Source organism: Enterobacter sp. DC1, assembly GCF_000568075.1.
Taxonomy (GTDB): Bacteria; Pseudomonadota; Gammaproteobacteria; order Enterobacterales; family Enterobacteriaceae; genus Enterobacter; species Enterobacter asburiae.
Map to the genome: position 1 here is coordinate 203784 of NZ_AZUA01000006.1, position 11957 is coordinate 215740.

Annotated in this window: 15 protein-coding genes and 1 tRNA gene; 1 reads left to right on the plus strand and 15 read right to left on the minus strand. The window is 52.7% G+C overall.

Annotation, left to right across the window (positions count from 1 at the left end):
• Positions 1–284 precede the first annotated feature (284 nt).
• The 8 genes from P346_RS05050 to P346_RS22720 form a co-directional block, all read right to left on the minus strand.
• Entirely contained in the window at positions 285–776 is a 492-nt protein-coding gene (locus P346_RS05050; RefSeq protein WP_032661661.1) for a DNA-binding protein, read from the minus strand.
• Positions 777–811: 35 nt separating this feature from the next.
• Positions 812–1597: a hypothetical protein gene (locus P346_RS05045; protein ID WP_032661663.1), complete on the minus strand. Its 786-nt coding sequence runs from the start codon at positions 1595–1597 to the stop codon at positions 812–814.
• Positions 1594–1767, minus strand: a complete 174-nt coding sequence (locus P346_RS23470) for a hypothetical protein (RefSeq protein WP_014830800.1) — start codon at positions 1765–1767, stop codon at positions 1594–1596. The genes P346_RS05045 and P346_RS23470 overlap by 4 nt, the downstream gene beginning before the upstream one ends.
• 413 nt (positions 1768–2180) lie before the next feature.
• A complete protein-coding gene (locus P346_RS05040) occupies positions 2181–3944 on the minus strand; it encodes a DNA primase family protein (RefSeq protein ID WP_032661666.1) in 1764 nt (587 codons plus the stop codon).
• Positions 3941–4255: a DUF4222 domain-containing protein gene (locus tag P346_RS0121885; RefSeq protein ID WP_032661669.1), complete on the minus strand. Its 315-nt coding sequence runs from the start codon at positions 4253–4255 to the stop codon at positions 3941–3943. Before P346_RS0121885 ends, P346_RS05040 begins: the two co-directional genes overlap by 4 nt.
• 10 nt (positions 4256–4265) lie before the next feature.
• A complete protein-coding gene (locus tag P346_RS05035) occupies positions 4266–4469 on the minus strand; it encodes a hypothetical protein (RefSeq protein ID WP_020686326.1) in 204 nt (67 codons plus the stop codon).
• A 115-nt stretch (positions 4470–4584) separates the two neighbouring features.
• Entirely contained in the window at positions 4585–5460 is an 876-nt protein-coding gene (locus P346_RS05030; RefSeq protein WP_032661672.1) for a tyrosine-type recombinase/integrase, read from the minus strand.
• Positions 5453–5641 (minus strand): host cell division inhibitor Icd-like protein, encoded by a 189-nt coding sequence (locus P346_RS22720; protein WP_071531908.1) that lies wholly within the window; start codon positions 5639–5641, stop codon positions 5453–5455. Before P346_RS22720 ends, P346_RS05030 begins: the two co-directional genes overlap by 8 nt.
• Before the next feature lie 129 nt (positions 5642–5770).
• On the opposite strand from P346_RS22720, the gene P346_RS23615 reads away from it, so the two are divergent.
• Positions 5771–5950, plus strand: coding sequence for a hypothetical protein (locus P346_RS23615; protein ID WP_086519776.1), 180 nt, complete (start codon positions 5771–5773; stop codon positions 5948–5950).
• Positions 5951–5998: 48 nt separating this feature from the next.
• Here P346_RS23615 and P346_RS05025 read toward each other — a convergent pair whose 3' ends face one another.
• From P346_RS05025 to proB, 7 genes are all read right to left on the minus strand, one after another.
• Positions 5999–6571, minus strand: coding sequence for a BRO-N domain-containing protein (locus P346_RS05025; RefSeq protein ID WP_032661674.1), 573 nt, complete (start codon positions 6569–6571; stop codon positions 5999–6001).
• A 20-nt stretch (positions 6572–6591) separates the two neighbouring features.
• On the minus strand, positions 6592–6804 hold the full coding sequence (locus tag P346_RS05020) for a helix-turn-helix transcriptional regulator (protein WP_032661677.1): 213 nt from the start codon (positions 6802–6804) through the stop codon (positions 6592–6594).
• A 100-nt stretch (positions 6805–6904) separates the two neighbouring features.
• Positions 6905–7672 (minus strand): hypothetical protein, encoded by a 768-nt coding sequence (locus P346_RS05015; RefSeq protein ID WP_032661679.1) that lies wholly within the window; start codon positions 7670–7672, stop codon positions 6905–6907.
• A 146-nt stretch (positions 7673–7818) separates the two neighbouring features.
• Positions 7819–9033, minus strand: coding sequence for a tyrosine-type recombinase/integrase (locus P346_RS05010; protein WP_032661682.1), 1215 nt, complete (start codon positions 9031–9033; stop codon positions 7819–7821).
• 166 nt (positions 9034–9199) lie between these two features.
• A tRNA-Thr gene (locus tag P346_RS05005) sits at positions 9200–9275 on the minus strand.
• Positions 9276–9386: 111 nt separating this feature from the next.
• Complete coding sequence (gene proA / locus P346_RS05000; RefSeq protein ID WP_032661683.1) at positions 9387–10640, minus strand: glutamate-5-semialdehyde dehydrogenase; 1254 nt, start codon at positions 10638–10640, stop codon at positions 9387–9389.
• A gap of 11 nt (positions 10641–10651) precedes the next feature.
• On the minus strand, positions 10652–11755 hold the full coding sequence (gene proB / locus P346_RS04995; RefSeq protein ID WP_008501877.1) for a glutamate 5-kinase: 1104 nt from the start codon (positions 11753–11755) through the stop codon (positions 10652–10654).
• Between the last annotated feature and the right edge of the window lie 202 nt (positions 11756–11957).

Here is an 11957-nt window from a genome sequence, read left to right on the forward strand (position 1 = left end):
AGATGCAACCAACGAGTTGTACCTGAAGTTTTCTAAAGGGGGAGAGGTTGACACTTTCCCCCTAGTTTTCCCTAGTAAAGCATAACAAACCATAACAGGCGGACACCTGCCCTGCTTCGCATCAGGATTAACAAAAGCTAACAGCTAAGGCTCAACAAATCTCAACGCCAGCCCTTTACACTTCTGCTGCAACAGCTGTTCGTGGGCGTCAGGATCCGTTAGGTTGGGTTGACACTTTTCCCAGTTTCTCGCGAAAAAGTGTCAAGTTTGAGGGGCTGGGGGGTTTACAGTTTTTCGCCGTCCAGCAGGCAGAGTGACATTAAACCAGTTTTGTTCCAGTCATCCAGCGTATCGGGGTGCATTGTGGCAACGTAAGCCAGCTCGGAACGAAGAAACCGTAAAGCGCCTGCTGCACGGTCTTTGCCATAGAAGCTGTGGGTTTCTTCATCCGGCCGGAAGAGAATCAGCAATGGTTCATCGGGCTCGTGCTGAACATCAAAACCCAGCTCAGCGGCTGCTGCCTCTATTCGCTGGCCAGCATTAATATCAGCCGGCAGCTCTTTCCCGCCGTCATGCCCCCATACCCACGCGGCGGCCTGCGCCCACGTCATTTCAGTTTGGTGTTCGCCAGCACCAGCAGAATTTTGTTTAGCCTGCGATGCTTCGACATCCACCTTATCGCCTGAAATTACAATTTCACCGCGGGCTATCCAGCCATAAACAGTTTGCCGGCTGACGCCCATATGCCTGGCGTAGGCTGATTTACTTAACAGCATCGTGATGTTTCCCTCCGGGCAGAAAAAAGCCGCTCTCAGGCGGCCTGCTTCTCTTCTGAATGTGTCTGCCGCTGGCTGCCTTTGAGCATCGCGCTGACATGTTCGCTTAACTGATCAAGGCCGGTCATGCGGGGCAGAACTTCTGATGGATCGTCGTTCTTCCCGTAAACGAGATTGTTATACCAGGTTCGGACAGCTGTAATTTGTGCGACGTCCTTCCTTACCGCGTCGACCAGCTCGGCAACCGCGTTAATCACCTGCCCGTTCTCTGATGCAATACGGGAGAAGCCGAGACGTTTTAGCTGTTCCGTATCCAGTCCCGAACACACAGCGTGCGCCCTTAGTAAGGCGTCCGCCAGCTCCTGATGCTTTCCACTGTGCATCGACAGCAGCATTTTTTCCTGGCTGCGGCGATCCAGTCGGGCGAATGCCAGGCGCATTTCACTGTCACGCATGAATCCCTGAACATCATCAGATGCCAGTGGATTAACCGGAGCGAGCTTGTTCTTCAGGTAATCGAGAATGTTTGCGGCCTGCTCGCTTACAGCTGCCACCCCGCGGGTAAAGTCTTTGAGCGTTTCCGGGTTCCGGGCTTCACCTGCCCTGCGATTTTTTGCCTGTTCGTTCAGATCCGGATCGTTGCGGATAACGTCCAGCAAATCCGCCTCAGCTTCGGCCTGCTGCGCCGTTGTCCTCAGGCTGGTGAGTTCGACCGCCATACCACGGAATAAAGTGGCCATCTGAGTATTTGGCGCAACAACCTTACCGGCATAACCCGCCAGCTCGATGCTGTGTTTCCCAATTTTGATTGAGTAGCTCATTGCCCTGCCTCCATTTTTGACAGCCCCGCATCAAATACCTTGCGCGCAACAGCATGGATTGACGGCGCGATCCCCATGCCCGATTTCTGGCGCTCCCTCTCCTGAATGGTTTTCAGAGCCTGAATCTGTTCCCCGTTCAGCAGAACGGGCTTAACGTTAACCTTGCTCATGATGCCCCCTGTTATAGCGACCGTTAAAGTTCCATTAATCGCAACAACCAAATGATCAATTGCGATTTATGAAACGATATTAATGAAATAGCAGGGGTCCACAACGTGAAAAGAGTGGATGCGTTTTAAAGAATTTGCCCTCAAGGTATACATGGTGTTCACAAAGGCGATAAATCACATACAAAACAATAAATTAACCTATGAACACCGGTCTACATACAGGGGTTATAAGTGTTCATGGTGTTCATATTTCTGTTTACTTTATGAGCACATATTTAAAGTGACCTATGAACACTATGAATACCCTATGAATACCTTACACGAAGGTATTCATAGTCAATCTTATTGATTTTATTGAACTTTAACCAATCAATGAACACTATGAACACCTTTCGCCATATTTAGCTAAACATTCATCTTTTTTCCTCAGCTAACGGGTGCGCCTGCGGCAGCCAGTCCTCCGCACTCTCTGAAAGTTCGACGTTCGTCACCACGCCGCGGGTCTTTCTCTCCTTGCGGTACTCATGATTAAACTCCCGCATGGCGCTTTCCATTCCCTCAGAGAATTTATTCAGCGTCAGCGGCTTCTCGAAACCGTTCGCCTCAAGAAACTTCAGATAAGCGTGATAGAGGTACATGCGGGGGCGATGAGGCGGGTTACGGTTGCCCACCAGCATTCCCACGCAATCAGCCAGGCGCTCCAGATGCGCACAGAAGGCGTACAGGGGGTCCGTTTTCTGCTTCACCTCCAGAGCTTCTTCGCTGTTCCGTTGCTCCAGCAGAAGCGCCCGCGCTTTTTCCGGGTTCGCAAAGTTCGCCAGCAGCCGGCGAACCACTACCGGAATTTCAGAGGATATCTTTTCTGCCAGGTCTGGATCTTTATCCTCTTCGCTGACGCGCCGGTTAAACTGGAAAATTACGCGGCGCCGGGATACCCCGCCGGCACGTTCGGTGAAAATCATCGGCGTGTTGTTCGTGGCCACAACCACCGCCCGCAGAACGGCTGTGTACTGGTGCTCGTGTTTCGGGTCTATCTCCACCGCATCCCCGCCGGTTATCGCTTTTATCCCCGTGCCCTCTCCTGAATATTTAGGCTGGTCAGGAAGCGTTATCATGCTCTTGCCGACGAACTGCGCCCGCCCACGCGCGCTGTCGAGCGCCGCCATGTTCCCGCTGGCGGTGTTATGCGCGCCGGCCAGCATCGTGGCGATATGGGTAAAGACACTTTTCCCGCTGCCGCCCTCCCCGGTTATCTCGAGGAACAGCTGCCAGTCGTACCGGTTCGCCAGCACCATAAAGAGCGCTGCAGCGATGCGCTGCATCTTAATTGCGTCTCTATCTGATGCGTAACTTAGCCACTTATGGAAGTTCGGCGCGTGGTCGCGGAGGTTTTCGCCCGGCACCGCCGGCGTGTAGGTCACGCCGTTATGGTTGGTCAGCCAGTTATCCTGGCTGTGTTCGGAGAAAACGCCGGTTTCCATATCGTAGACGCCGTTAGCAAAGGGGATCAGGCTGCGCCGCGGCTCCCCCATTACCGGGATAACGATTTTCAGGGCGTCGATAACGTTGTTGATCGCGCGCTTGCTGAAGTTGGTTTTGTTCTCGTTGTAGATAGCCACCATTTCGCGGCTCAGCTCAAGCAGTGACGCTTTCTCCCAGATGCCCGAACGGTAGACGTATACGCCTTCGCTGTTTTCATGGATCGCAATGCCGGTGTAACGTGCGGCCAGTATGAGCGCCTTTTCGTTATCAGCCAGGTCGCGAAGGTTTACATCCGTCAGCGGTTTGCCGATCACCATGCTTTTGCCGGCTTCCGCATCGGCTTTGAGGCGCGGCAGCTGTGGCGTCCAGTCCTCCAGAAGCTGATAACCTTCAGAGTAGAATTGCGCGCGCTCCACGCCGGCCACCGCCAGCTTTGTCGCGAGAATGGTTATCTGCCGTTCGGTCAGATGCCCGCCGCGGCAAACCCGGGCATAGAGCCGGCCATCATCCACAATGCGGATATTCTCCAGCTCCGCCAGCTGCTTTTTATCCAGCACAACCGGAGGCACCGTGTCGCCAATCGGGTTCATTTCCTGCCATGCTTTGGCGAACGTCCAGGCATCAGCGCCGGCAAAGATGATTGACTCCTCCATGAGATCCGCCGGCTGCTTTTTAAGGTTTGGTGCATTCTTCATTTTCTGTTCCCTCGCTCCCTGATGATTTCCCGCATAACCCGAATTCGTTCGATGCCCTGCACCCGCATAATTCGATCGATATCTGTTCCACCGGTGCCCGGCGCGGAAGAAACAAATTCAAACTCCCGCACCAGTCTTTCTGGCGTGCAAAAACACGGTGAGCTGTACCCTTCGCGGCAATATGTCACTCTGTCGAATCGGTAACTTTCGATAATTACGATGTTGCCCCGACTGTCCTTCCATTTATCGCCCGGCCTGATTTCAGGGTGAGCGCGGCCACCAGCAGCTAAGCCGGAATTTTTAATCGTCATATTTTTTACCTCACGCCGCTGGCGGGATTACCTGATAACCAATTTTCCGCAGAAAGCGCGCGGCACTCTCCACCGTAAAAATGATCTCGTCGTCCATAAGGGGGCGCATCGACTGAAGACCATTTGACGTGTCCACCAGATAGCGGCCGCCGGCCGGGAAACTGAAAACGTTTTTGCCGTCGGCCCGGCGAACCAGATCGTAAACAGGAGTCATAATTTCCCCTCCCCGTCCCTTAATGACTGGCTGGTAAAACAATATCGCGCACTATTTAATTGCTCAGATACGTGATCTAGAAAAGCGCTGAGACGGCAAATCGGGATAACCGTTGTCATACAGATACCTCCATGGCCAGACGGGATTGAATGGCGGAGGCTTTACTGCCTAACTGGAGGTAAGTTCGGGTGATTGCCGGGTTACTGTGCCCGAGCATTTCAGAGGCGACCAGCAAACCCTGTTCGCCGCCGGCGGACATGAGATTAAAGGCGGCAATTTTGCGGCTGGAGTAGGCACTCAGGCGCAGACGCGTGTTTACGACGCGCGTAAACCACACCATGACGTTGTGCAGTTTCTTCCAGATTGTCTGGCGGCTCACGCTACCTTCAAGAGACTGGCAACGGTTACTTTCAATCTGGCTGCGGGAAAATACCAGGTCGTCCCCGATAAGATTGCGCTCCATGCGTTCACGCAGCCGCTTGATGATGCCCGGCGGCAGCTGTTTGGTATCGTGCTTAACTTCAGCCTTTGCCACCAGCTCAAACACGATCGCCTGTTCTTCTTCCGTCATGCCGGCGGCCAGTTCGTCGCAGTTCACGCTATCCCAGTGCATGTAGGCAATGTGATCGCCAGCAAGCCGGGCAGCGTCCTTACGCTGCTGGCGAACAATCTCGATCCCCTTACGGGTCGCTCTGGCTTCCGCTGCTTTGGTCTGCTTCGCTACGATGATTGTGGCAATGCCGGTTTCCCAGTTGATGCAGGAGTAACGGAAGTTGCACACGTCGCTGGTACGCCAGCCGGTAACGGTCGCAATATCCCACCAGAGTAAAACCCAGTCCGGCTGAGTCTGCTGGATGCGTTCACGCAGTTTGCGCTGCTCTTCCCGTTCGTAAACGGGGGTCATGGTGCGGGTGCCCTTCGTGGTAGTGGCTTTTACCACGTTACCGCGCAGTTCGCGTGCTTTTGCTGTCAGGGTCTGGAGGTTAAACATGCTGTACCTCCTCAACGCGAAAACGACACGCCAGAATACAGACACATCCTTCTGGCGTTTTTTCGCGGGCTTCGCGCTCGGTGGAAGCAGTAACATTGACGATCTGATTTGTGAATTCACCCAAGGTGAGAAAACGCCATGTAAATTCAGGGCGTGTTTGGGTAGACTTAGTGCAAGCCATAATGTTACCTCAACTAACGTTTTGGTTAGACGCCCTGAAAGTGTTCCCGCACTTCGGGGCGTTGTCTTTTTCATTTCCTGTGTGTAATGTGTCATTACACATAAACACATTACATCGGGTGTAATTGACGTGTCAACACACAAAAACGAGAGACGAGGCAATCCTCCATTCCAATTTCGGCTTGATCCAGAGCTTCGAGAGATGATGGAACGAGCGCAACAGCAAGATGGTGATGAGTCTCTAGCCGCATGGCTTAAGAGAATTATTCGCAAGGAACTCCAGCAGCGTGGTATCGAGCCAAAGGGCTGATTAAGCATGCTCTCTGCCGGGTAAAAATCCCGGCTTCTTCCTGCCTTTTTATTCATCGCTATCTTCCTTCAGTAACTCGGGTTGATACTTACGCCACAGCTGAACCTCCTCTTGTTCAAGAGCTTCTTTTGCCCCCTTACACTGCTGCAACTTATACCCGCGTTTGCTAGCCTCCTGCTGATAAGCCGCCATGCGCCGGCTAAAGTCGTTCAGGAACGCGAACGGCACACCATAAGAGCCAGTTTTGCGGATAGAAGGGATAACCTCGCGAAATACCCAATTACTGAAACGATGGGCGAATGTGCCCGGCGTAATAGCTTTACGGCTGCGGGCGATCAGCTTGTAGAAACCAGATTCAGAGACAGCGCTATGATTTGGGTTCCCGCGAATACCGTAAGTTAAAGTTACGGTATTTCTCTCGTCATCATCCAGAGCTTGCAACGCCATGCGCGAATTGGATAGTTCCAGCGCCGCGCAAACATCTTTTGCAACGAACCACGGTTCACCGTTGATCTTAACAATACGGACTTTCGCGGCCTCAAATTTAATGACCGAAATATCATCGCTGCTGTTTTCAGGTTGAGCGAAACCCTGCCCGGCTAGGGCATTTTTGTTAGTCATAATAAATTTCCCGGGCTAAGTTACAGTTGAGGTTTTGTGGAAATTATCGCATCACGTTCTTCGATACGCTGGCTTATCCATTCGTCAACTTCGCTTTCGACAAATGCAATCGCGCGAGAGCCTATCTTAACGGCTGAAGGAAAACGGTCTTGGCTAATAAGGCGGTAGATCCACGCCTTACTGTAGCCGGTGCGGCGCTGAACTTCGGGAAGGCGAATCAGTGTATTAGACATTCTAACTGCTCCTGTAGTTGATTGACGTCTACAGGAGCAATTAGAAAACATAGGGCACAACAAATCATTGCTATAGGGGGCAAAGCTCCCCCTATAGGGGTTACTCCTTTATACTCCGATTGGCATCAGCAAATTTTTTATCAAGGTTTGTAGCGCTGATACCGTACTTCCCTTCATGATGCCCAAGCAATGCGCTGATAATAGCCGCTTGATTATTAAACACCGAATATTTTTGCCCGCCAGGCGACTCTCCTAACATAATCGATAACAACCCACCAATTACATTTAAGTACGACCGCTCGCTGCGTGCATCCATGCCGCCTACGCCATTATCGACCATGTGTTTGAGCGAACTATTTTCCCCCTTAAGGGCTTCTAATTCTCTTTTTTGTTTCTTAAACACTTCTTCTGCGTTGTTAATCCTTACCTGGAGATGATCACGGTCAGCGAGAAGTGTTTGATAAACTTCGACGGTAATTGATGAATGAGAATTTCTCTCAATTTCATCAAAAATCAGTTTTGGCTTCTCGTTAGGGAAGGTCTTGATTAACCACTCTTTAAAATCTTTGAGAAGCACAGTACGCCGCTCAGGCGCTATGTGATCATCACTAATTGCATGGCATTTACCATCACGCCCCACAGCCACCTCTTTAGCTTCGATGGCGTCCATTATGGCTGCGGCTCTAAATTCAAGGCATGATATATACGGATGCTTAGGGATTGCCCTACGAGGATACGTACATTCACCTATTACTTCGTTAAAGTCATTTGGTTCAATTCCACACCACAACATTGCCATCTGTTCTACGGTGTAATATGCAAAATACCGCTGAAATGGTTCACAATTTTCTTTATCGTAGTTGACCATTAACGCCGCCTCGCGTCCTCTAATTTTGGCGGCTACGTCAGCCCGCAGAGGTGTACGGGTTTTCGGGGATCAGCCTAGACATAGCCTTATTCTTTATACGTCTACAGAAGTCTACTACTGTCAATTAGCACTGTCTATACATACAGTTAAGCGCTTTTCCCAAACGTTCCATGCACGACATTTTCGCCGTTTTCTAACGCTTCCATATAGTCGGCATACCACTGGAGCATTTCGCGGCGACCATCCAGATACTGCGCATGGTTGTACGTGCCTCGAATAGAGTTTTTGTCGACGTGTGCCAGCTGCGTTTCTATCCACGCGGTGTTGTAGCCCTGTTCGTGCAGGATGGTACTCATGGTGTGCCGGAAACCGTGCCCGGTGACTTTTCCGTTATAGCCAATCCGCTTAAAGACTTGGTTTATGCTGGCTTCACTCATTGTTTTTCGCGGATCGTTACGGCCTGGGAACACAAGCGGGTAATTGCCTGTTAGCTCTTGGATCTGACCAATAAGCGTAAGAGCTTGCCTGGACAACGGCACCACATGAGGGCGACGCATTTTCATGCGTGAGGCGGGTATTTCCCAGACCGCCTTAATGATATTGATTTCATCCCAAAATGCCCCACGGAGTTCGCCGGGACGCAATCCGGTGATAATCAGCAAACGAGCAGCCAAAACTACTAACTCGCTTCCTGAATATCCTGACAACGCATTGAAGAAATCAGGCAATTCTTTAGGTGTGAGGAAAGGAAAATGATTGGACTCGTGCCCTTGCATCGCGCTGGTGAGATCCGGGGCGGGGTTATACTCAGCTCGACCGGTGACTATTGCGTAACGGAAAACTTCCCCACAGCGCTGCCTAACTTTTCTTGCCTTTTCGGTAGCGCCGCGCCCTTCAATGCGCCGTAGCACATTCAACAGTTCAAGCGGTTTGATTTCGGCTATTGGTTTTTTGCCAATGTATGGGAACACATCTTTATTGAAGGCTTCGAGGATGTCTGAAGCATAACCAGCAGACCATTTTTTTAGTTTGCTGCTGTGCCACTCAAGGGCAATATCTTTGAAGGTGTTGTTTAACTGAATTTCACGGGCAATCTTCTCCTCCCGTTTCGCTTCCATAGGATCGATACCCCCAGCGATACCCCTTTTCGCTTCTTCACGTTTTGCCCGAGCATCGGCCAATGTGACTTCAGGATACACACCAAGCGCTAACAGCTTCTCTTTGCCGGCTACACGATACTTGAGCCGCCAGTATTTGCCGCCATTAGGTTTAATCAGGAGATACAAACCACCACCATCAGCCAGCTTGTAAGGCTTATCTTTAGGTTTGGCGGCATCCACCTGCCGGGCGTTTAGTTTCACTTGGGGGTACCTCCTCTAGACCGAACAGCATATACCCCCATAAGTACCCCCAAACGACCGTAGATTTCAGGGAACTTTAGTAGACGGAGAAATACTAAAAGGGGCTGTAAAGCGCAGAGTATAAAGGGTTTCAGTGAACTTTAGTAGACTTGGGGAGACGTTAGAATGGTGCCGATAATAGGAGTCGAACCTACGACCTTCGCATTACGAATGCGCTGCTCTACCAACTGAGCTATATCGGCCCTGAGAGGCCGGTTACGAGGGTAACCACGGGGCAAAAGGTTAGATCTATCCGGGTGATGCGTCAATGCCCTTTTGAATCAAACGGCTATTTTTGCATCACCCGTAATTATTTACGCACGAATCGTATCGTCACCGAAGCCGATCCACTTGTACGTAGTCAGCGCTTCCAGACCCATCGGACCGCGCGCGTGCAGTTTCTGCGTGCTGACCGCCACCTCAGCGCCGAGGCCGAACTGGCCGCCGTCGGTGAAGCGGGTGGAGGCATTCACATATACCGCTGAAGAATCCACTTCGTTCACGAAGCGATCGGCATTGCGCAGGGTGCGCGTCAGGATCGCGTCAGAATGCTGCGTGCCGTGTTCACGGATGTGCGCAATGGCGTCGTCGAGATCGGCAACGATTTTCACGTTCAGATCCAGTGACAGGAACTCGTCGTCGTACTGCTCCGCTTTTACGGGAACAACGTTAGCCGGGCCATTCTGAAGCAGTGCGAGCGCACTGGCGTCAGCATGCAGCGTCACGCCGCTCTCTGCCATCTGTTTGCTCAGAGCCGGCAGGAAGGTGTTCGCAATATCCTGATGCACTAGCAGCGTTTCTACGGTGTTACAGGTGCTTGGACGCTGGGTTTTCGCGTTCACGATAATCTTCAGCGCCGGTTCAATCTCAGCGCTGTCGTCGACCACGATATGGCACACGCCGATACCGCCGGTGATCACCGGAATCGTCGACTGCTCGCGGCACAGCTTGTGCAGGCCCGCGCCGCCGCGTGGGATCAGCATGTCGATGTATTTGTCCATGCGCAGCATTTCGTTGACAAGCGCGCGGTCTGGGCTCTCGATCGCCTGTACGGCACCCGCCGGTAATCCGCACTCTTCCAGCGCCTGCTGAATGACTTTCACCGTCGCGGCGTTGGTGCGCCATGTCTCTTTCCCACCGCGCAGAATAGCGGCGTTACCGGTTTTCAGGCACAGGGACGCAACATCCACCGTCACGTTTGGACGGGCTTCATAAATAACGCCGATAACGCCGAGCGGCACGCGGCGGCGCTCAAGGCGTAAACCGCTGTCGAGCAGCCCGCCGTCGATGACCTGCCCTACCGGGTCAGCCAGATTGCAGACCTGACGCACATCGTCGGCGATGCCTTTCAGGCGTGCCGGATTCAGCGCCAGACGGTCGAGCATCGCTTCGCTCAAGCCGTTACGACGCGCTTCCAGCAGATCCTGCTCGTTGGCGAGCAAAATTTCCTGAGACTGGGATTCCAGATAATCAGCGATTTTTTCCAGCACGCGGTTTTTCTCGCGGCTGGAAAGGAGCGCCAGTTTATAAGAGGCGGCCTTCGCGGCGGCGCCCATTTGTTCCAGCATGTTCTGGCTCCTTAACGAATAATCATGTCATCGCGATGCACGGCAACCGGGCCATATTCATAGCCCAGAATGGCGTCGATCTGCTGCGAGTGGTGACCCGCGATGCGGCGCAGGGCATCGCTGTTATAGCGGCTTACGCCGTGGGCGATGTCGCGGCCTTCGAGGTTACGGATACGGATCACTTCACCACGGGAGAAGTTGCCTGTCACGCTTTTAATTCCTTTAGGAAGTAATGAACTTCCTCGTTCCAGAATCGCGGCGGTTGCCCCTTCATCGACGACGAGTTCGCCAGCAGGAGGTGCGCCAAATATCCAGCGCTTGCGGTTTTCCAGCGGCGATTCCTGGGCGTGGAAGCGGGTGCCGACGGAGATGCCTTCCATCACGTCGCCAATCACGCCGGGGCGGCTGCCCGCTGCAATAATGGTGTCGATACCGGCGCGGCACGCTACGTCAGCGGCCTGCAGCTTGGTCCCCATTCCGCCCGTTCCCAGGCCTGAAACGCTGTCACCGGCGATGGCGCGCAGCGCATCGTCGATACCGTGAACGTCGGTAATCAGCTCGGCTTCCGGGTTAGAACGCGGATCGGCGGTGAACAGCCCCTGCTGATCGGTCAGAAGCAGTAATTTATCGGCACCGGCCAGAATCGCGGCCAGCGCCGAGAGGTTATCGTTATCACCCACTTTGATTTCAGCGGTAGCAACGGCATCGTTCTCGTTAATGACCGGAACAATATTGTTGTCCAGCAGCGCGCGCAGGGTATCGCGGGCGTTCAGGAAGCGCTCTCTGTCTTCCATATCCGCACGCGTCAGCAGCATCTGCCCGACGTGAATGCCATAGATGGAGAACAACTGTTCCCAGAGTTGAATGAGTCGGCTTTGCCCCACGGCGGCCAGCAGCTGCTTGGAAGCGATCGTCGCGGGGAGTTCGGGATAACCCAGGTGTTCACGCCCGGCGGCAATCGCCCCGGAGGTCACAATCACAATACGATGCCCTGCGGCATGCAGCTGAGCGCACTGACGTACAAGCTCAACAATGTGGGCGCGATTTAGGCGGCGCGATCCGCCTGTTAAAACACTGGTACCGAGTTTTACCACCAGCGTCTGGCTGTCACTCATGATTCTCTGCCGTTCAACGATAAGGGAAAGTAATGTCGAACGAACGTTTTAACAGGAGTCAGCCCCGTTGCCAACTGCCTTAGCACATCGCGAAACACTTTGTTGCGCGGGATCAGGAAGCCTAGCGGGAAAGTTTGACACTTTTATTACCGAAATAATAAATCACAGTTTTTTAAAATTATTCTTAGTTTGTCATAAAAGT

Coding starts and splice junctions, on each gene's coding strand:
- P346_RS05050 (WP_032661661.1), bottom strand. CDS start 776: ATGCTGTTAAGTAAATCAGCCTACGCCAGGCATATGGGCGTCAGCCGG.
- P346_RS05045 (WP_032661663.1), bottom strand. CDS start 1,597: ATGAGCTACTCAATCAAAATTGGGAAACACAGCATCGAGCTGGCGGGT.
- P346_RS23470 (WP_014830800.1), bottom strand. CDS start 1,767: ATGAGCAAGGTTAACGTTAAGCCCGTTCTGCTGAACGGGGAACAGATT.
- P346_RS05040 (WP_032661666.1), bottom strand. CDS start 3,944: ATGAAGAATGCACCAAACCTTAAAAAGCAGCCGGCGGATCTCATGGAG.
- P346_RS0121885 (WP_032661669.1), bottom strand. CDS start 4,255: ATGACGATTAAAAATTCCGGCTTAGCTGCTGGTGGCCGCGCTCACCCT.
- P346_RS05035 (WP_020686326.1), bottom strand. CDS start 4,469: ATGACTCCTGTTTACGATCTGGTTCGCCGGGCCGACGGCAAAAACGTT.
- P346_RS05030 (WP_032661672.1), bottom strand. CDS start 5,460: ATGTTTAACCTCCAGACCCTGACAGCAAAAGCACGCGAACTGCGCGGT.
- P346_RS22720 (WP_071531908.1), bottom strand. CDS start 5,641: ATGGCTTGCACTAAGTCTACCCAAACACGCCCTGAATTTACATGGCGT.
- P346_RS05025 (WP_032661674.1), bottom strand. CDS start 6,571: ATGACTAACAAAAATGCCCTAGCCGGGCAGGGTTTCGCTCAACCTGAA.
- P346_RS05020 (WP_032661677.1), bottom strand. CDS start 6,804: ATGTCTAATACACTGATTCGCCTTCCCGAAGTTCAGCGCCGCACCGGC.
- P346_RS05015 (WP_032661679.1), bottom strand. CDS start 7,672: ATGGTCAACTACGATAAAGAAAATTGTGAACCATTTCAGCGGTATTTT.
- proA (WP_032661683.1), bottom strand. CDS start 10,640: ATGCTGGAACAAATGGGCGCCGCCGCGAAGGCCGCCTCTTATAAACTG.
- proB (WP_008501877.1), bottom strand. CDS start 11,755: ATGAGTGACAGCCAGACGCTGGTGGTAAAACTCGGTACCAGTGTTTTA.